This window comes from Vitiosangium sp. GDMCC 1.1324 (assembly GCF_003044305.1).
GTDB lineage: Bacteria > Myxococcota > Myxococcia > Myxococcales > Myxococcaceae > Archangium.
Genome location: NZ_PZOX01000005.1, coordinates 488,321 through 507,185, shown reverse-complemented (window position 1 = coordinate 507,185; position 18,865 = coordinate 488,321). Strand labels below are relative to the sequence as shown.

Genomic DNA, 18,865 nt, shown 5'->3' with positions numbered 1-18,865 from the left:
ACTCACGGCTGGCCGCGGCGCGCGGCGTTCAAGTGAGAATGAGAATAGGTTTCAATTCCGTGGGGGTCAAGCCGCGCCGGGTGCGGCTGTCCGGAACCAGGAGCGTGGGTCTTCCCCCGAGGGCTGGGGCTGGCCGGAGGGCGAGCGGGCGGCCTTGGGGAAAGAGCCGGGTTCGGTTGGCCGGCGCGAACCTTGTCGCCGGCCTTCACCGTGACGCTTCCCTGTTGCATGTGGGCCAGCAGGCTGTACTCCCCACCTCCGTGGTCGATGACCACCACGTTGCCGGCGAGCTCCATCGGGTTCTTCTTCAGCGCCTCGATGTCCGGGTTGTAGGGAGGCCCGCCGAGCCGGTTGTCCGGCCGTCCGTCGACGCTCACGACCACCGTGCCCGCGCCCGGCGTGTACAGAAGTCTGGCTGGGGGGCGGACCCCAGGGTGGGGCGACCTCGGCAGGCGGGTTTGCCCGGGAATAGGACCGCCCTCACCTTCGGGCGAGGAGGAGGTCGCTCATGATGCGTCGAATCGCAATGTGTCTCGTCTCTCTCATGCTCACCGCTCCCGTCTGGGCGCAAGACACGCAGCCCGGCACCGCCACGGGGACCACGGGCGCGCCCATGGACATGTCCAAGATGGGACCCTGGACCCGCAAGCCAACCAACGAAGCCAAGACCCGGAAGGAGGTTGAAGCCTTCTTCAAGGAAGAGGACGCCATCATGAAGAAGCACGACTTCGATGCGTCGCTCGCCCGGATCGACTTCCCGATCTTCATGGCGACCGATGACAGCAAGGGCGTCCCGAAGGCCGAGCTGTATGACCGTCAGCAGTACACGGACATGATGAAGCCCATGTACGAGCAGTCACACCCGGACACGAAGATGCTGACCCACAAGCGCAACATCACCGTGTTGTCGGACTCGCTCGTCTCCTATGCCGATGACTACACCATGAGCATGGGCGGGAAGAATCTGGCCGGCCGGAACGCCGGGCTCCTGGTGAAGCGCGATGGCCAGTGGAAGTGGAAGGCGATGTTCGAGCCGGGCTGGGGCGACGTCCCGTCTACTGGCGTTGGCGGCTCCGGAATGAACAAGGAGCAGCCGAAGATGGAGCAGGAGAAGCCGAAGATGGAGCAGGAGAAGCCGAAGAAGTAGGGCCCATCGCGACATTCTGGAGACGTGAAAACACCAGGGCTGGAAGCCACTGAGAGCTCAGCGGCTTCCGGCCCTTGTGTGCGTCCCGTTCGAGGGGAGGGAGGACTGGGGGCGGGTGGATTGTTCCGCCCCAGGCCTCCACGCTAGCATCGCGATCCCCCCCTCTTGCTGGACCTTCCCATGCCACTGCCTCCGCTTCCCTTCGATGCCAAGACCCCCCGGAAGCTCCATCGCCCGCCCCTCGACGAGCTGCGCGAGTGGCACTACCGGGAGCCGGTCTTCCTCAAGGGGATGTTGGACTCATGCCCGCTGCTCAAGGAGTTCCAATCCCGCTCGACGCTGGACGCCAGGATCTCCGTGCTCGGCGAGTACTTCCAGGACCGGACCGTGGACTTCTGTGTGTTGCCTCCCGAGTCCGGGGGCCACTACCTGCCCGAGCTCGTCTCGACCCTGGGCCACGGCGACGACGTGGCCGTGCAAGGCGTGCCCTTTTCCGAGTTCGCCCGGCGTCTCAAGGCCGCCCCCACCACGGGTGAGTATGTATACATGCAGGACGGGGTCCTCGAGCAGGAGCTCGTACGAGGGGCGCTCCAGTTCGACTTCTTGAAGTTCTCCAATCCCATCGGGGCGCGGAGCAAGTTCTGGGTGGGCTCGGATGGGCAGGTGTTCAACCTGCACTATGACGACTTCATCAATTTCATCTGCATGTTCGAAGGCACCAAACGGGTGACGATGTTCCCCCCGGAGCAGATGCCGAACATGTACCACGCCCCCTACGACATCCTGTGCGGCTACGCGCCCACCACGCACGTGCAGTTGCTCAAGGCCAACTTCGACCACTACCCGAAGTTCCGCACCGCGCTGCAAGAGGCCTACGTGGCCGTGCTCGAGCCCGGGGATGTGCTGCTCATCCCGCCCTTCTGGTGGCATCACGTCGAGTCCTTCTCGCCCATGCACGTGATGGTGAACAACTTCATCTCGACCGTTCCCTTCGCCGTGTCGCTGGAGCTCTGGAAGTGTCTGTCCGAGGCGATCCGTGCTCTGGCCCCCGCCACCCCGGCGGAGCGGGCTCGGGTGAGGGAGAGCTTCCAACGGGCGGTGCTCGCGGACATCGACACCCCCGTGGACGAGCCGCTGAGCGAGCGCGCCCGGCAGACGGCCCAGAAGCTGCCGCCCTCCTGGCGCAGGCACATGGCCCGCCTCTACGACGAGGCTGCCTTCCAGGTGCATGGCGCGCCCTTCACCCTCGCGCCGGGGGGACTCCAGGGCTTGATTGAACGTCAGGCGGCGCATGTCACCCTCTTCCCGTTCGCCAACCTCCTGGCGGACGCACCCGAGATGCTCGAGCTCCCGCACGGAGATCCCCACCCGCGCTGAACAGGGCCGCCGCGATACCTGACAGAAGGTGTCAACAATGGTTGGTACCTTCGGTGCGAATGAGCGAACACACCGAGGGGATGAAGAAGGGAATGTTGCCTCTGCACGGGAAGGTCGCGCTGGTCGCGGGCGCGACGCGCGGCGCGGGCCGAGGGATCGCGGTCCAGCTGGGTGTGGCTGGCGCCACGGTCTACGTCACGGGCCGCAGCACGCGTGCGCAGCGCTCGGAGCTGAACCGCCCCGAGACGATCGAAGAGACCGCGGAACTGGTGACCCGGGCCGGTGGCCAGGGCATCGCGGTCCAGGTCGATCATCTGGAGCCCGTCCAGGTGCGGGAGCTCGTGGCGCGCATTGAGCGTGAGCACGGCCGGCTCGATGTGCTGGTCAACGACATCTGGGGCGCCGAGTTCCTCTTCGAATGGAACAAGCCGTTGTGGGAGCAGCCGCTGGAGCAAGGGCTGCGGCTCCTGCGGCTGGCGATCGACACTCATGTCATCACCAGCCACTTCGCGTTGCCGTTGCTGATCAAATCCCCGAGGGGGTTGCTCGTCGAAGTCACGGACGGCACCGCCGAGTACAACGCCACGAACTACCGGCTGTCGCTCTTCTACGACCTCGCCAAGACGTCCATCATTCGCCTGGCGTGGGCCCAGGCCCATGAGCTGCGGCCCCACGGTGCCACCGCCGTCGCGCTGACACCGGGTTGGTTGCGTTCAGAGCTCATGCTGGAGATCTTCGGAGTCACCGAGGCGAACTGGCGCGACGCGACCCGGAAGCAGCCACACTTCATCATCTCGGAGACGCCTCACTACGTGGGGCGCGCGGTCGCCGCGCTCGCGGCGGATCCGGACGTGGCGCGCTGGAGCGGCCAGTCTCTCTCGAGCGGCCAGCTCGCGAAGGTCTACGGCTTCACCGATCTCGACGGCTCCCAGCCCGATGCCTGGCGCTACGTCCGCGAGGTCCAGGACGCGGGCAAGCCCGCCGACGCCACCGGCTACCGGTGAGCAGCAGCCGGTGGCGGTGGGCAGGCCTCAGTGCATGGCGGTGAGCAGCCTGCCCCCGAGCGCCACGGCGACGGCGTCCTCCAGCAATCCCGCCACCACGTTGGGCAGGCCCAGCCGATTCGTCGCGAGCCGCCGCAGCTCATAGAAGGCGAAGCTCGAGGCCACGGCCGCCGCCGCTCCGAGCAGGGCGCGTCCGGCGGACAGCCGCCGGTGCGGTGCGGCCGCGGCGGCGCCGGTCAACGCGCCGGAGAGGGCCCGTCCCACCAGCGCCGGTGGCGAGATGCGCGCGGGAATCCAGGGGGTCTTGTCCGCGGCGAGCTCACCGGCGGCCAGCACGGCCAGCACGCGCGAGGCCTTCGGTGAGGCGAGCACATGCGAGCGTCCCTCGGGGGCCTCGACGGGCTCCCGTGAGAGCTGGTGACTGAGGAGCGCGGGCGCGCTCAAGGCCCGCATCCCGGCCAACACTCCGAAACCCACCGTGGTCAGCAGTCTATCTCGTCTCACGCGCTCGACCTCCCGTTCGACGCCGCCGAGGCGGCGTCCCGTGCCTCTCTGTGAATAGAACTGCACCGGCTTGTGCCCGACCCGCAGCTCCGCGTGGAGCAGCTCCTCGACCTCGGGGTGCCGCTCCAGGTGGCCGGTGCGCATCAGCTCCCGCAGCCGCGCGTGGGCCAGGTGGTGCCAGGCTCGCTGGTAGCGGCGTCCCACCAGCTCGAAGCCCACGTAGCTCCACCAGTTGGGGAAGTGGCCCTCGCGCCAGGACGCCTTGATGTGGAAGCGCAGCTCGCCGCTGCCGTGGTCCTTGCTGAGGAGGAACCACTCCCGCCCGGCCTCGATGTGCCCCCACAGGGTGTCGAAGCGGAAGCCGAACACGGTGCGCTCCGCCTCGTTCTCGGCGCGGACGGCGCCGATCCGCACCGGGCAGAGATAGCGCGGGCCCAGGGTCCGCAGCTCGAGCAGCATCGGGCGTCCCTTCAGCGGCTCCGAGGCGTCGAAGTGTCCGTACACGATGCGGGGGTCGGAGAATCCGAAGTGGGTGACGGCATGCTTCAACCTGTCGAACGCGTCATCCCCGGACGGCGGACCCGGGCGGTCGTGGGCGATGACGGCCTGCGACTCCACCTGGCTCCAGCCGTTGTCGAGCGTCATCTCCTCCTCGGGAGTCTCGAAGTTGAGGGGGAGGGTGGCGGCCTGATCGAGCCGCGCCAACACCTCGTCCTTCGACCAGCCCCTCAGCCAGCGCCACTCGACATCCGTCATGTTCAGTCTCCACGCGCGAGGAAGGTGGGGCCCCGGACGTCATCCGCGTTTTCGTGTGCTTCCTTCATCACGGTGGTCTCCGCGTGGATGAAGCCGATGACGCCCTGTCCCACGGTGAGGGCGACGGTGTTCACGAAGTCGGTCCAGGTGTTGGTCTGCATGGCCTCGCCGCCCGTGCGGAACCCCAGGTACTTCACCCGCGAGCCCGAGCGCGCCCGGCTGCGGATGTGGAAGATGACGTCGCCCCGCTCGTTGCGGTAGGCCCCGAAGGTGATGCGTCCCGCTTCGGGGTGTCCGGGCAGCGTGGCCATGGTGATGCTCTGGCGATCCCGGTGGATGATGCGCACGCGGAATGTCCCCGCGCCTCGGATGCGCACCCGCAGCTCGTCCCCAGGCTCGATCGGCGAGTCTCGTTCGGTCTCGCGCCCGAAGATGACCAACTCCTCCGGGGCGAACTCCGCGAAGCGGGAGGACACCAGCTCCATCAGCTCCGAGGGGGAGCAGCCGCAGCCATCGATGATGGCCCAGTAGTCGCGCTGCAGCAGCGGCCCGGCGCCCTCCACCGCGGAGAGCAGCCCCTCGTGCATGCTGCCGCCTGTTTCCGTGCCTGCCTCCGCCATCTCGCCTCCTCCGCCGGACGGCCTAAATATGGTGCACGGCGCAATGGTGGGCGCACGGGGGTCGAGGCAGGGCCTCGGCCTCAGCAACACGGGAAGGAAGGGTGCGGCATGCAGCAGGACATCAATCCCGCGAGCGAGAAGTCGATGAGGGACTACCGGGCCGCGACGGTGATGCGGGCCGAGCACGACGAGGGCTCGTTCACCCGGCTGCTGGAGCAGCAGACGGCGAAGGTTCCCTCGGACGTGTTCCTCTTCGCCAGCCTGTGCGCGATGGCCTTCTCGCTGGGCATGGAGTTGGCGCACCGGACCCGGACCAGCCGCTTCGTGGGCATGTGGGTGGGGCCGCTGCTCATCATGGGCGTCTACAACAAGATGGTGAAGACGTTCGGAGCGCGGTGAGCCCGTTCAACCCGCGCGCTTCTCCACGTGCAGGCCGTAGTGCTGCCGGATGCGGCTGGCGTCGGGCTGGTGTCCCGCGTCTTCCAGGCACCTCGCCGTCCATCTCACCGCCTCGGGCAGGGTGGAGGTCGAGTAGTACGGGAAGGGCATGGGTCTGAAGTAGAGGACGAGGCTCGCCACCAGTTGCATCACGGGCGAGGTGATGACGGCGGCGCAGCCCACGCACCGGGCCCGTATCAGTGCGTCGTGCTTCTCCATGAACTCCGTCAGCCGCTGGCGATGCTCGGCCGTCATCATCCGCACCTGGCGCGTGTCGAGGATGCCCACGAACTGCTCCTCGCGTCCCAGGTAGTCGAGCAGCCGGGAGAAGTACTCCTCCTGCTGTTGGAGCGAGGGCTGCCCCACGAACTTCGCGATCAGCAGGGGCCAGAGCGAGTCATCGAGGCTGATGAAGTCCGAGATGCCCATGCCGCCTCCTGAGGGGGGAGGGGAGGCCCAGCCGCGGGTCCGCCACCAGAGTCGCCAGAGGGCGGTATTTCTTGAACACTGAGGGGCGGGCGTCAACGATCTCCGCGACTTTGGATTCCCGCGCGGAGCGAGATGTTCGATTGTGGCTCCCCGCGTGGATTCTTTCCGAGGAGCACATGCGTTATTTCGAGGACTTCCAGGTGGGCCAGGTGCTGGAGCTTGGCTCGTACGTGGTGACGCGCGAGGAGATCCTGGCGTTCGCCCGGCAGTATGATCCGCAGCCGTTCCACGTGGACGAGGAAGCGGGTCGTCAATCCATCTACGGAAGCATCATCGCGAGCGGTTGGCAGACCGCCGCCATCTGCCACCGGTTGCTGGTGCGCGCCGTGCTGGAGGGCTCCTCGAGCATGGGCTCGCCGGGGCTGGACGAGCTGCGCTGGCTGCGCCCGGTGCGTCCCGGTGCGTCCCGGTGACACGCTCTCCGCGCGCATCGAGGTGCTCGAGTCGACGCCCTCGCGCAGCAAGCCGGATCGCGGCACCCTGAAGATGCGCATGGAGGTCCGCAACCAGCAGGGCGAGGTGGTGATGACCGAGAACGCCATCGTGCTGTTCCGCCGCCGCCCCTCGGAGGCCTGAGCCCGCGAGCGCGCGGGGCGGTTCTCCGCTAGGGTTCGGGGGGTGAAGAGGCTCTCGTACCGGAAGTTGGGGCTGCTCAGCGCTCTGTACTTCGTGCAGGGGATGCCGTACGGCTTCCAGACCACCGCGTTGGCGGTGTACCTGCGCACGCAGGGCGTGTCGCTGATGGTCATCAGCAGCATCGGGCTGCTGGCGCTCCCCTGGATGGGCAAGGCCCTGTGGTCGCCCCTGGTGGATCGCTACGGCTCGGAGCGTCTGGGCCGGCGCAAGTCGTGGATCCTCCCCATGCAGGCCGGGCTGGCGGCCTCGTGCGCGGCGGCCGCCTTCGTGCCGGTGCCGGGCGCGTTGTGGTTGTTGCTGGGCCTCGTCTTCCTGATGAATTTCTTCGCGGCCACGCAGGACATCGCCGTGGACGGGCTCGCGGTGGACCTGCTGGAGCCGCACGAGCTGGGGTGGGGCAACACGGCCCAGGTGGTGGGCTACAAGGCCGGGATGCTCACCTCGGGCGGGCTGCTCATGTGGATGATCGACTTCGTCGGTTGGCGGGGGCTCTTCCTGGCGATGTCGTTGCTGTCCCTGGGGGTGTTGGGCGTGGCGGCCCTGGTGCGCGAGCCCGGTCGCGCCGCGGAGGGCCCGGAGGGCGAACGGGTCTCCTGGTCCGATGTGCGGGCGCGGCTCCTGGCCGCGTTGCGCCTGCCCGGTACGGCGTGGATGCTGCTCTTCATCGGCACCTACAAGCTGGGTGAGACCCTCGTGGATGTGCTCTTCAAGCCCTTCCTCGTGGATGTGGGCTTCACGCCCGCGCAGATCGGCCAGTGGGTGGGGACGTGGGGCCTCGTGGCCTCGTTGCTCGGCTCCTTCGCGGGAGGGTGGCTCGCCAGCCGGATGCCGCTGCTGGGGGCACTGGCGCTCGCCTCGTGCCTGCGCGTGTTCCCGCTCGGTGGCGAGTGGTGGCTGGCGCTCCATGGGCCCACGGCCCCGGGCGTCGTCGCCGTCACCGTGGCGGAGCACTTCTTCGGAGGAGTGCTCACCACGGCGCTGTTCGCGTTCATGATGTCGCGGGTGGACAAGCGCATCGGGGCCACGCACTACACCCTGCTGGCGAGCGTGGAAGTGCTGGGCAAGTCGCCTGGGGGCCCCCTCGCGGGGCTACTGGCCACCCGGCTGGGCTGGAGCTACTCGAACGTGTTCCTGCTCGGCACGGTGTTGTCGGTGGCCTTCGTGGCGCTCCTCCTGCCCCTGCGGCGGACGCAGCCCTTGCCCGAGCCCGTCGCTTCACCCCAGGTGTAGAAAAGAAGGGCTCCGGGAACGGTTCTCCGGCCACCGTGGGGACCAGGGCGGAGGAGGGCTGGCTCGCCGGGTTGGGTTCCGTCAGGTGCGCGCGCCCTGGAGCAACCTCCGGTGTAACCATCGGCCCCTCGCGCGTATATAGGGGCCGGTAGGGGCAAGAGGAGTCACATGGACGCGAAGAAGAAGGTGGGGGTCATTGCAGCGGTATTCGGGCTGGCCGTGGTGATCGTGCCCTGGCTCCTCCCGACGGGCCCGAGCTCGGGGCTGGACGCCGCGCGCTTCCTCAAGGCGGGCAGCTTCGCCCTCGGCGCGGCCGTGGTGTTCGCCGGTGGCCTGCTCACCGCGATGACGCCCTGCGTCTACCCGCTCATCCCCATCACCGTGTCCGTCTTCGGGGCGCGCAAGGCCGAGGGCCGAGGCAAGGCGCTCGTGCTGACCAGCTCCTACATCGTCGGCATGGGCGTGGTGTTCAGCGGGCTGGGGGTGCTGGCGGCGAAGACGGGACAGGCCTTTGGCTCGATGCTGGGCAGCCCGGTGGTGGTGACGGGGCTGGCGGTGTTCCTCCTGGCGCTGGCCACGTCCATGTTCGGCGCCTTCGAGCTGGCGCTGCCCCAGGGGCTCCAGCAGCGGCTCAACTCGGTGGGTGGCTCGGGCGTCACGGGCGCCTTCCTCATGGGCAGCGTGTCCGGCTTCCTCGCGGCTCCGTGCACCGGGCCGGTGCTCACGGGCCTGCTGGCCTTCGTGGCGAAGTCGCAGAGCACGCTGCTCGGCGCGGTGCTGCTCTTCATCTACGCGCTCGGCATCGGCGTGCCCTTCTTCCTCATCGGCGTCTTCACCGTGCGCCTGCCCCGGGGCGGCGTGTGGATGGAGTGGGTGAAGAGCGTGCTGGGCATCGTGCTGGTGGCGCTCGCCATCTCGTACCTGAAGGATGGTTTCCCGGCGCTGGGTGGCGCGGTGAAGGGCGTTGCCGAGCAGCTCGGCCGCACGCCGGGCACGGTCATCGCTGCGGTGCTGGCGGCGCTGGGGGTGTTGCTGGGCGCCATCCACCTGTCCTTCAAGGAGGGGGCGAGGGACTTCACCCTCAAGGGCTTCGGCGTGGCGCTGGTGGTGGTGGCCCTGGTGCTGCGCGGTGGGGCCATGGACACCAAGAGCGTGGGCTCCCTGTGGGTGTCGCTCGGCGTGATGGAGCAGCCGAAGGCGCCCTCCTTCGCGTGGCACGCGGTGATGCCGGCCAAGGGCAACGGCTTCTCGTCCGAGTCCTTCGCGCAGGTGATGGCTCGCGCGAAGAGCGAGGGGCGGCCGGTGATGATCGACTTCTTCGCGGACTGGTGCGCGGCCTGCAAGGAGCTGGATCGTGAGACGTACCCGGCTCCCGAGGTCATCGCGGAGTCCGAGCGCTTCATCAACGTGAAGGTCGATGCCACGAACAGCGATGACGCGTTGGACTCGCTGATGGAGCGCTTCGGGGTGGAGGGACTGCCCACGGTGGCGTTCGTCTCCTCCACTGGGGAGATCCTCCCCGCCCCGAGGGTGACGGGCTTCCTGGCGCCGCGCTCCTTCGTCGTGGAGATGAAGAAGGTCAACTAGCGCCGGGCCCCGCGGCGGCTACGCGTCGCGGTGGACGGTGTCGGGCGAGAAGGCGGGGAGGCAGATGGCGATGTACTCGGCGCCCTCGGCCTCGGGAGAGCTGTAGCGCACCCACTCCCCGGGCTCGGTCACCACGCCCTGGCCGGCGCGCACGTCCAGGTGGCCGCCCTTGTGCTCCACGCGCAGCAGGCCCTTGATGACCACGGTGATCTCCCGGAACTCGGGCGTCTGGCCGGGCTCCAGCCACCCGCCGGGGCTGCGCATGTGGGCGACGCTGAGCTCGCCCTGCTTCGTGTTCACCCGCCCCACGTACTCGTCGATGAGCTTGGGCTTGTTGCCCGCGGCGGTGATGCGCGTGGGGGCGGGGATGAGGGTCGGCATGTCGGGTCCTCCAGGGTAGGGTTGACGGTGCGCCGGCACCCTACCAGCGCCCGTGCCTCCCTGGTGGACTGTCCGTCGCGGGTGCTACCGGACCGAGTCGCCGGCCACCGCCGCGCCGCCGCTGCTGCTGCCGCCCTTGAGGAACTCGAGGGCCTTGTCCAGCACCTCGTCCTTCCCGGCCTGCACGCCCAGGATCGTGGGCCTCACGAAGACCTGGGGCCGCAGACCCACCCTCTGCAACTGGCGGCCGTCCAGGTGCCGCACGTCGTGGCCGGTGAAGCCCAGGGTGATGCCGCCGGGCAACACCAGGTCCGTGACGTCGCCGTTGGCTCCCGCGCTGGGGCTGCCGATGAAGGTGGTGCCGTTGGCCGCTTCGAAGAACAGGCCCGAGTGCTCGGACTGGCTGATGGCCCGCTCGTCGATGAGCATCACCGTCCGGCCGCGGTACAGGAAGGGAACGTCGGCCTTGGGCAGCTCCTGGAAGAACTTGTACCGCCCATTCGCCTCTTCCTCGGACACCGCGGTGATGACGTTGCGCTCGAACACCGCCCCGTAGCGCGCCTTGCGCGTGTTGAGGTACGGCACGATGCTCCAGGCCGTCCCCTTCGGATAGCCGCGCATGTCGAACACGATCGCCTTCGTGTTCTTCAGCTTCTCGAACATGCCCGCCACCTCGGGCACCTGCAGGCGCGTCAGGTCCACGTAGCCGATGTTGTCCGGCAACACGCGCCAGGCCTCGCCCTGCCGGGGCTTCTGGAACGACTTCACGCTCCGGGTGAAGCGCACCTGCTTGGGCTGCCCCGCGGCGTCACGCACGCCCAGCGTTGCCTGGGAGCCCTCGGGCCCCATCATGGCCCGCGCCAGCAGCATGTGCCGCAGGTGCACGGGGTGCGAGGCCGTGACATAGGGCTTCAGCGCCTCCACCCGCTCCGCGAGGGGCTTGCCGTCGATCGTCTCGACCACCTGGCCCGGTGCGAGCCCCGGAGCCGCCTCCGCGTCCCGGATGCCCACCACCACCGGCTGGCCCTCGATCTCCATCAGCTCGAAGGGCGCGCCCACGCCGGCGAGGCCCCGCTTCTCCAGCTCGGGGTGGCCGCGCAGGCCCGTGTGCCCGTCCTGGATGAGCGTGCTCATCTCCGCCACCGCGAGCGCGTACTCCGCGGCGTCCTTCGCCTTCTCGAACTTCGGCAGGAACGTGGCCAGCGTGCCGTCCCAGTCCCGGTCCATCAGGTGCTTGTACGGGTAGAAGAACTGGATGACGTTCCACAGCCGGAAGAGCGCGAGCAGGCGGTACTCGCGCTTCGGGTAGAGCATGTCCTCGTACTTGCGGTCCGCTTGCCACCGGGCCGGGGGCAGGTCGAGCTCGCGCGCCTTGCCCTTCTTCGCCGGTTTGCGCGCCAGCTCGAGCGCCTTCTGGAGCGTGTCATCCTTGCCCTCCGAGCGCGCGCGCTTGGGCAGCACCGCGTCCGCGCGCAGGGGGATGCCGAGCTCGCTCAGCCGCACCACCGCCGTCAGCCCGCCGCCGAGCTCCACCCGCGTCTTCTGCACCGCCGCCCCGTCGTCCAGCCGTCCCTCGGTGACGATCTGCGCCTGCCCCTGGGCCTTCATGGTGAGGACGCGGGGATCCGCATAGGATTTGTCATCCAGCAGGAAGATGACCGGGCGAGCCTTTCCCTCTCCCTGAGGGGAGATGAGCTCGCCCGCCGAGGTGAGGAACGACATGGCGTAACCGCCGCTGCTGCCACCGGACTGCGGGCGGTAGCCCGAGTGGTACACCGAGCGCTCTCCCGGAACCTGGAGCTCCTGGGTCAGCAAGAGCGGGAGCACCTTGCCGAGCAGGTCATTCATGGACCAGGTGGTGCGCTCGTCCACGCCCCGGGCGCGCAGATCGACGATGACGGCCTTGGCCTTCGCGAGGTCCGGGCGCAGCTCCTCGGACTTGCCGCGCAGGAGCGCCAGGGCCGCCGGCTGCTGGGCGGCTCGCAGGTCCAGCACGAGCACGTCCTTGGCCTCCCAGCTGCGCAGGTCGCGGACCGGGGCCGTCGGCGCCTTCTGCGTGGCCTCCTGCTGCTCGTCGGGGCGCAGGATGCGGGTGGCCGGATCTCTCAGCTCCTCCAGCATGTCCTGCACGGCCGTGGCGTAGGCGGCCCGGTCCTTGGCGGCCTCCACCCGGGGGATGGCGGCCACGAGCGCGGCGTCCCAGTCGATGTCCTTGTAGGCCAGGTAGGGGTGGCGGTAACGCACCTGTCCCCACAACCGGGCCAGTCGATCCAGGCGCTCTTCGCGGGAGGGGAGGGCGGTGGGGGGGGGCTCCGCCGCCGACGCGGTCAAGGCGACGAGGCCGAAGGCCAGGGCGAAACTCGTGAGCAGGGTACGCGGCATGTGCCTTCCAGGGGGAAGAAGAGCGTCCGGGAACCGAACGGTAGCGCACCCACCGCGATCCACCGAAGCGTGGAGTGGGGCTCCGCGTGCGAGCGCCTCGCGAGAGGGCCTGCCTGCCTGTACAGGGGGTATGGGCGGGGGCGGGGGGTGTGAAACATTTCACAGCGGGCGAGTGAGCCGGCTCACAGCCTCGGCGGCGGACTCGTGAGAAGGTGCTTTCAGAACACGGGGGACGGTTCCGTCGAGCGAGGGGGCTTGCACTGCGGAATCCGAAAACCTCCAGGAGGCGCCTTGCAGTGCAAAGGGGGGAGGCGCCTCCGATTCCCGCGAGGTCCGGGGGGGCACGCGGGATTCTACGTGGCCCGCTTCTTGATGCCGGGGGGCATCGGGGAGCGGGCCGCGGTCTTTTCTGGGGCTTGAGGGAGCCTACCCCTCCACGCCCCACCGCTCCAGGAAGGCCTCCCGGTAGGTGCGGCTGAGCACCACGGAGCTGCCGTCCCGGAGCATCAGCAGGCCATCGCCATGGCTCCAGGGCTCCAGCCGGACCACGGCGTCGAACTGGATGAGCTCGCTGCGGTGGACGCGCACGAAGCGCCGCGGGTCCAGGCGCTCCTCGAGGTGCTTGAGCGTCTGGCGCACCAGGTGCTCGCCCTCGTCGGAGAAGACGCGCACGTACTTGTCCTCGGCGGAGAAGCGGCTCACCCGGTCCACGCGCAGGGCGATCCAGGCCTCCCCGGTCTTCACCAGCAGGCGCTCCAGGGGTTTTTCCCGGCCTGGTTCCAGGCTGGAGAGCAGCGCCTTCAGGCGCTCCGTGTCGGTACGCCCCCCGTCGAGCCGGGTCCAGGCCTTGTCCAGGGCCTTCCGGAATCGCTCGGCGTCGTAGGGCTTGAGCAGGTAGTCCACGGCGTGGGCGTCGAAGGCCTTCAGGGCGAACTGATCATAGGCCGTCGAGAAGATGACCTCGGGGCAGCGCTCGGGCCCCAGGGCCTCCAACACCTCGAACCCGGTGAGCCCTGGCATCTGGATGTCGAGCAGCACCAGGTGTGGCTTCAGCACCTCGATGCGTGCGAGCGCCTCGGCGCCGTCCTGGGCCTCTCCGGCGAGGGAGAATCGCTCATCCTCCGCGAGGAAGCGCTTCACCTTGGCCCGGGCAGGGGCCTCGTCATCCACCACGAGCACGGAGAGGGGAGTCGTCATGGCAGGGCCTCCTCGGAACGGGTCCGCGAGAGGGGCACCCGGATGCGGACGCGGGCGCCACCCTCGGGGCCCGCGCCCAGCTCCAGGTGGCCCTCGGGACCATGGAGCAGCTCCAGCGCCTGCCGGAGCCCGGTGAGGCCGAGGCCGGAGCCGTGTGTCGCCGGGGAGGGGCGCGCGAGGCCCCGTCCGGTGTCCTCGACCTCCAGCAGCAGGGCGCCGGACTCGCTCCGGGCCCGGAGCCGGACCTCCAGCCCGGTGAGCTGCTCCTGGTTGTGCTTGAGGGCGTTCTCCACCAGGAGCTGCAGCGCGAAGCGGGGGACGGGGAGGGGCTCCAGACCGGGCTCCAGCTCCCAGCGGACGCGGAGCCGCTCACCGAAGCGGGCCTGCATCAGCGCGAGGAACCGCTCGGTGTGCTTGCGCTCGTCGGCGAGCGGCCAGGTGGGGCCCGTGCCGCGCTCGAGGCTCTCGCGCAGCAGCAGCCCGAGGTCGCTCAGGAGCCGGTCCGTCTTCGCCAGGTCCTCGTACATCACGGAGCTGATGGTGTTGAGCGCGTTGAAGAGGAAGTGCGGGTTGAGCTGGCCCATGAGCGCGCGGAGCTGGGCGGCCTTGAGCTGTCCTTCGAGCCGGGCCTCGCGCAGGGCGTTCTCCTGGCGCTCCTTCCAGGCACCGTAGAGGGTGAGGCCCGTGTAGGAGAGCCCGTAGACGATCAGATCCTTCTGGACCTCCATGGGCACCCGGAAGCCCAGGAGCCCGTAGTTGTAGGAGCCCCATCCCAGGAGCGAGTAGAGCAGGTGCCGGGAGCCCACCATCAAGAGGATGTGCAGGGAGGTGTAGAGCAGGAAGGCGCCCAGGTGGATGCCGAGGAAGCGCCCCCACGCCGCGCCACGGTTCTCCCCCGAGGCACGGGGACTCGGGGCGTTCAGCACGGCGGTCAGCTGGATGGGCAGCAGCGGGAGGGCGCTGAGGGCCCCGGTGAGCTCCCACAGGAAGGGGCGGGTCCAGGGCACCGTGCTGCCGTCCGCCCTCAGGGTGAGCCACACCGTGCTGCCCAGCCAGAGGCCCACGGTCACGCCGAACCCGAGCAACGCCAGGGCCGGGCGCGGACGGATGTTCGGCCAGCGCCAGGGGCGGGACTCCAGTGCGGGCTGGCGCGTGGGGGTGGCTTCCATGGGGACTCAGACTCCGGACTTCGCCTCGAGGGGACTCGGGGAGGGAACCGCTCCCGGCGCCACCGGCTTCCGGCCTGCCATGCCGAAGCAGGGGCGGAGCCAGGACACGCGCTTCACGCCCTCGCAGAGTGCCCAGGTGACGAGGAAGGACAGGGTGAGCACCAGTCCGAAGCGGGTCCACGGGCCCACGGCTGGCCGCAGGAGCATGAAGCCCACGAGCACGATGACGGTCTGGTGGAGGATGTAGAACGGATAGGCGAGCTCCTGGGCGTACGTCACCCAGGCGCTGCGCGTGGTGATGTGGGCTCGCGCGTAGCCGAGGGCAGTGAGCAGCAGGCACCACACGAAGGCGTAGGTGCCGAGGTGCTCGAAGGGGAAGGGGTACTCGGAGGGCGGCACCATGAGCGCGAAGAGCACCCCGAAGATTGCCAGGGAACGCTGGCGCATGACCACCAGCCGCTCCTGGAGCCGGGAGCCTCGGCCGAGCAGGTGCCCGAGCAGGAAGAGCAGGCCGTAGTAGACGAAGGTGTTGGGGTCGTCGGTGAGCGCGTGCGTCTCGGGGAAGCGCCGCAGCAGGATGCGGCCCAGGGCCAGGGGCAGAAAGAGGAGCCAGAGGTTCCATCCCCGCGCGAGCCACTCCTCGGCGCGCTCGAAGCAGGCCCGGCCTCGAGTCGTCTCCAGCCATGCGAACAGGGGCGCGGCCAGGAGGCAGTAGACGAAGAGGTAGGCCACGAACCAGAGGTGGTGCCAGCTGAAGCTGCCCGCGGGGTAGGACACGAACTGGAAGACGGACGGGTAGAAGTCCAGATAGCCGCCGTGGAAGGTGCCCCGGAAGAGGCGCTCGGCGTAGATCTGCGGCGGGACGATGACGAAGATGCCGAAGACGAGCGGCCACAGCAGGCGCTTCGTCCGGTCCCACACGAACGCCCCGACTCCCCGCCGTCTCAGGGCCACGGCCGTGACCGCCCCCGAGATGAGCATCAGCAGGGGCATGCGCACGTGGTGCAGGAGCTCCATGGGGGGCTCCAGGACGGGCAGGAGCTCGGGGGCCTTCAGGTGCCAGTCCCAGGAGTTGAACATCATTCCGGTGTGGAAGAGGTGGAGCAGCAGGATCGCCACCACCCGGAGCCAGTCCAGGTCCGGGCGGCGCTCGATGGCGGGTTTCGGTATCGGGTTCATGGTCCCTCCTGGAGCGCCAGGATGGGTCCCGGTCCTCCACGGCTCCATGTGCTTGTCGCCAGCCGGTCTCCGGGCGGCGCGAGCCGGTCTCGAGTCTCTCACCGGGATGCCGCACCGCTCCTTGACTTCACCGATAGTGAGGAAATCAAGTCATACACGGCGAAAGTGGTTGAAGGGGACCCCTCGCCCTCGGACCCCCCCACCGATGAGAAACAAGAAGATGAACCATTCGAAGTGGATGTCGTACGCCGCGCTGGCGCTGGCCTGTCTGGTTCCGGCCCGAGAGGCCGCCGCGGCCACCCAGCAGACCCAGGCCAGCACGGCCATCCTGGTGCAGGGTTTTCATTGGAACTCGGCCAGCTACTCCAACCCCAACTGGTACAACGTCCTGCAGGGCAAGGCGAGCGACCTGGGCGCCATGGGTTTCACCCACGTGTGGCTCCCGCCGCCCTCCGACGCGGCCTCCACGCAGGGCTACCTGCCGCGCCAGCTCAACGTCCTCAACTCCAGCTACGGCAGCGAGACCGACCTGAAGAACGCCATCACCGCCTTCTCCAACGCTGGCATCAAGTCGGTGGCGGACGTGGTGATCAACCACCGCGTGGGGTCGACCGGTTGGTATGACTTCACCAATCCGTCCTGGGGCACGTCCTCCATCGCCGCGGGCGATGAGTGCAATTGCTCCACGGGCGCCGCGGACTCGGGAGATGGCTACAGCGCCGCCCGGGACCTGGATCACAGCAACTCCGTCGTCCAGACGGACCTCAAGAACTGGCTGTCCAGCCGGCTCAAGGGCGTGGGCTTCAGTGGCATCCGCTTTGACTATTCCAAGGGCTATGCCCCCAGCTACGCGAAGCTCTACCAGGACGCCATGCAGCCGGACTTCTGTGTCGGCGAGATCTGGACGAACCTCGACTACAACAACGTGGATGCGCACCGTCAGCAGTTGATGAACTGGATCGACGGGACGCAGGGGACGTGCGGCGCGTTCGACTTCACCACCAAGGGTCTGCTCAACCAGGCGCTGGCCAACAACGAGTACGGGCGGCTGAAGGACTCCGCGGGCAAGCCGGCGGGGGCCATCGGCTGGTGGGCGCAGAAGTCCGTGACGTTCGTGGACAACCACGACACCGGCCCGAGCGAGTCCTGTGGCAACGGGCAGAACCACTGGCCGGTGCCCTGTGACAAGGTGATGCAGGGCTATGCCTACGTGCTGACGCATCCGGGTATCCCCTCGGTCTACTACCCGCACATCTACGACTGGGGCCTCAAGGCGCAGATCAAGGCGCTGATGGACGTGCGCAAGGCCCAGGGCATCACCTCGACCTCCACGGTGGCCATCCAGGTCGCCGAGACGGGCCTCTACGCGGCCATCATCAACGGCAACACGGCGGTGAAGATCGGCCCCAACTCCTGGAGCCCGGGCACCGGCTGGACGCAGGCCGCGTCGGGGTCCAACTATGCGGTGTGGACGAGTGGAACCGGAGGGGGCGGTGGTACGTGCACCACGGTGCCCGTGACCTTCAGCATCAGCAACGCGAACACCACGTTCGGGCAGGATCTCTACGTGGTGGGCAACCAGTCGCAGCTGGGCAATTGGACTCCGGCCAACGGCTTCAAGCTGACCATCCAGGGCTCGGGCGCCAACGTCACCTGGAGCGGCACGGTGCAGCTCAGCCCCTCCACCGCCATCCAGTACAAGTTCGTCAAGTACAACGGCAGCACGGCCGTGTGGGAGAGCAACGCCTCCACCTCCAGCGGCAACCGCGAGGCCACCACGGCGGCCTGCGGCAGCTCCACGACGCTGGATGGCGGGAACTTCAAGTTCTGACCTGCTTCAGGGAAGTCCGATAAGGGGCATCGGCCGGTGAGCCTCCCCACCCTCATGGGGGGCTCCCTTGATGGAAATGCTCCTGATGGGGTTCGTGGAAGGGATGCGCTACGGCCGGGCGTAGCGCGCCGCGGCGACGGCGCCGCCGTCGACGAGGAGGTCGGTGCCGGTGATGAATGACGCCCGAGGGCTGATCAGGAACTCGACGGCGCTGGCGATGTCGTCCGGGGTGCCGATGCGCCCCGTGCCGGACGCTTGAATCATGCCGCGCATGGCCTCTGCGTGAGGGCCCTGCAACTCCGCCTGACCCATCGGGGTGGAGATGATGCCCGGGCTGACGCTGACCACCCGGCCGCCCCGCCGCCCCCACGGAATCGACGCCGCCTGGACGCGCAACTGGTTCGCGCGCTTCGCCACGCTGTAGGCGGCGCCGGAATCGAGCTTCTTGGGGTCGAGCATGAGGAGCCCCGCGAGCTCGCTCGTGGGGGTGGTGGCGAGGGCCCGTTCGGCCTCGGGGGGGAGGGGGACCATCGCACCGGCCATCGAGGCGATGCACACGGCGACACTGCCGAGCGTCACGAAGGGGAGGAAGGCATCGAGGACGTGGGCGGTGCCGAGGACGTCCACCTGCACGACCCGCTCGGGGCTGGCCTGCACGGGGGAGACGCCGGCGGTGTGCACGACAGCGCGGAGCGAGCCGAGGGCACCTGCGTGCTGGGCGAGCCGTTCGACGGACCGCGGGTCGGAGACGTCGACGCGGAGGGGGTGGACGGTGTGGCCTTCGCCGCGGAGGGTGTCGGCGACGCGGTCGAGGAGCTCCTGGGCGTAGTCAGCGAGGACGAGCTGGCGGCCGGAGCCGAGGCGGCGGGCGGTGGCGAGGCCCATGCCGCCGAGGCCAGTGATGACGATGACGTCCTTGTGCGGTGCGGTCATGGGGC

The 18,865-nt window shown here is 68.8% G+C and carries 19 protein-coding genes; 9 read left to right on the top strand and 10 right to left on the bottom strand.

All coding sequences use genetic code 11. The features are described 5' to 3' along the window. Positions 1-2: 2 nt before the first annotated feature. Positions 3-377 (bottom strand): peptidoglycan DD-metalloendopeptidase family protein, encoded by a 375-nt coding sequence (locus DAT35_RS18020; RefSeq protein ID WP_199242928.1) that lies wholly within the window; start codon positions 375-377, stop codon positions 3-5. Between the two features lie 131 nt (positions 378-508). Here DAT35_RS18020 and DAT35_RS18015 point away from each other — a divergent pair, with 131 nt between their 5' ends. The 3 genes from DAT35_RS18015 (at position 509) to DAT35_RS18005 (ending at position 3,528) form a co-directional block, all read left to right on the top strand. Then, a complete protein-coding gene (locus DAT35_RS18015; RefSeq protein ID WP_146209763.1) occupies positions 509-1,147 on the top strand; it encodes a hypothetical protein in 639 nt (212 codons plus the stop codon). 180 nt (positions 1,148-1,327) lie between these two features. Further along, the gene (locus DAT35_RS18010) at positions 1,328-2,524 is read left to right on the top strand and encodes a cupin-like domain-containing protein (RefSeq protein WP_108068257.1); all 1,197 of its coding nucleotides are present in this window, start codon (positions 1,328-1,330) and stop codon (positions 2,522-2,524) included. Positions 2,525-2,583: 59 nt separating this feature from the next. Continuing rightward, positions 2,584-3,528: an SDR family oxidoreductase gene (locus DAT35_RS18005; protein ID WP_233261533.1), complete on the top strand. Its 945-nt coding sequence runs from the start codon at positions 2,584-2,586 to the stop codon at positions 3,526-3,528. 27 nt (positions 3,529-3,555) lie between these two features. Here the strand turns inward: DAT35_RS18005 and DAT35_RS18000 are convergent, their stop codons facing one another. Continuing rightward, positions 3,556-4,788 carry a DUF1990 family protein gene (locus DAT35_RS18000; RefSeq protein WP_108068256.1) on the bottom strand — a complete coding sequence of 411 codons (1,233 nt, stop codon included), beginning with the start codon at positions 4,786-4,788 and terminating at the stop codon, positions 3,556-3,558. Between the two features lie 2 nt (positions 4,789-4,790). Beyond that, positions 4,791-5,408: a DUF1990 family protein gene (locus tag DAT35_RS17995; RefSeq protein WP_108068255.1), complete on the bottom strand. Its 618-nt coding sequence runs from the start codon at positions 5,406-5,408 to the stop codon at positions 4,791-4,793. A gap of 108 nt (positions 5,409-5,516) precedes the next feature. On the opposite strand from DAT35_RS17995, the gene DAT35_RS17990 reads away from it, so the two are divergent. Next, positions 5,517-5,807, top strand: coding sequence for a hypothetical protein (locus DAT35_RS17990; protein WP_108068254.1), 291 nt, complete (start codon positions 5,517-5,519; stop codon positions 5,805-5,807). 6 nt (positions 5,808-5,813) lie between these two features. Here DAT35_RS17990 and DAT35_RS17985 read toward each other — a convergent pair whose 3' ends face one another. Then, entirely contained in the window at positions 5,814-6,275 is a 462-nt protein-coding gene (locus tag DAT35_RS17985; RefSeq protein ID WP_108068253.1) for an STAS/SEC14 domain-containing protein, read from the bottom strand. Between the two features lie 176 nt (positions 6,276-6,451). Here DAT35_RS17985 and DAT35_RS60740 point away from each other — a divergent pair, with 176 nt between their 5' ends. From DAT35_RS60740 to DAT35_RS17970, 4 genes are all read left to right on the top strand, one after another. Next, positions 6,452-6,748, top strand: coding sequence for a MaoC/PaaZ C-terminal domain-containing protein (locus DAT35_RS60740; protein ID WP_233261532.1), 297 nt, complete (start codon positions 6,452-6,454; stop codon positions 6,746-6,748). Then, positions 6,735-6,911, top strand: a complete 177-nt coding sequence (locus DAT35_RS60735; protein WP_233261531.1) for a hypothetical protein — start codon at positions 6,735-6,737, stop codon at positions 6,909-6,911. The genes DAT35_RS60740 and DAT35_RS60735 overlap by 14 nt, the downstream gene beginning before the upstream one ends. A 102-nt stretch (positions 6,912-7,013) precedes the next feature. Next, on the top strand, positions 7,014-8,201 hold the full coding sequence (locus tag DAT35_RS17975) for an MFS transporter (protein ID WP_233261552.1): 1,188 nt from the start codon (positions 7,014-7,016) through the stop codon (positions 8,199-8,201). A gap of 168 nt (positions 8,202-8,369) precedes the next feature. After that, positions 8,370-9,788, top strand: coding sequence for a protein-disulfide reductase DsbD (locus DAT35_RS17970; protein WP_108068251.1), 1,419 nt, complete (start codon positions 8,370-8,372; stop codon positions 9,786-9,788). Between the two features lie 18 nt (positions 9,789-9,806). Here DAT35_RS17970 and DAT35_RS17965 read toward each other — a convergent pair whose 3' ends face one another. The 5 genes from DAT35_RS17965 to DAT35_RS17945 all read right to left on the bottom strand — a co-directional run bounded on the left by DAT35_RS17965 (position 9,807) and on the right by DAT35_RS17945 (position 16,096). After that, positions 9,807-10,169, bottom strand: coding sequence for an AraC family ligand binding domain-containing protein (locus DAT35_RS17965; RefSeq protein ID WP_108068250.1), 363 nt, complete (start codon positions 10,167-10,169; stop codon positions 9,807-9,809). An 84-nt stretch (positions 10,170-10,253) separates the two neighbouring features. Next, the gene (locus DAT35_RS17960; RefSeq protein WP_108068249.1) at positions 10,254-12,551 is read right to left on the bottom strand and encodes a S41 family peptidase; all 2,298 of its coding nucleotides are present in this window, start codon (positions 12,549-12,551) and stop codon (positions 10,254-10,256) included. A 426-nt stretch (positions 12,552-12,977) separates the two neighbouring features. Then, the gene (locus tag DAT35_RS17955) at positions 12,978-13,748 is read right to left on the bottom strand and encodes a LytTR family DNA-binding domain-containing protein (protein WP_108068248.1); all 771 of its coding nucleotides are present in this window, start codon (positions 13,746-13,748) and stop codon (positions 12,978-12,980) included. After that, on the bottom strand, positions 13,745-14,917 hold the full coding sequence (locus DAT35_RS17950; RefSeq protein WP_108068247.1) for a sensor histidine kinase: 1,173 nt from the start codon (positions 14,915-14,917) through the stop codon (positions 13,745-13,747). The genes DAT35_RS17955 and DAT35_RS17950 overlap by 4 nt, the downstream gene beginning before the upstream one ends. Positions 14,918-14,923: 6 nt before the next feature. Further along, entirely contained in the window at positions 14,924-16,096 is a 1,173-nt protein-coding gene (locus tag DAT35_RS17945; RefSeq protein ID WP_108068246.1) for an acyltransferase, read from the bottom strand. 220 nt (positions 16,097-16,316) lie between these two features. Between DAT35_RS17945 and DAT35_RS17940 the strand changes: the two genes are divergently transcribed. Further along, complete coding sequence (locus DAT35_RS17940) at positions 16,317-17,927, top strand: glucan 1,4-alpha-maltotetraohydrolase domain-containing protein (RefSeq protein WP_108068245.1); 1,611 nt, start codon at positions 16,317-16,319, stop codon at positions 17,925-17,927. A gap of 108 nt (positions 17,928-18,035) precedes the next feature. Here the strand turns inward: DAT35_RS17940 and DAT35_RS17935 are convergent, their stop codons facing one another. Further along, entirely contained in the window at positions 18,036-18,860 is an 825-nt protein-coding gene (locus tag DAT35_RS17935; RefSeq protein ID WP_108068244.1) for an SDR family oxidoreductase, read from the bottom strand. Positions 18,861-18,865 lie beyond the last annotated feature (5 nt).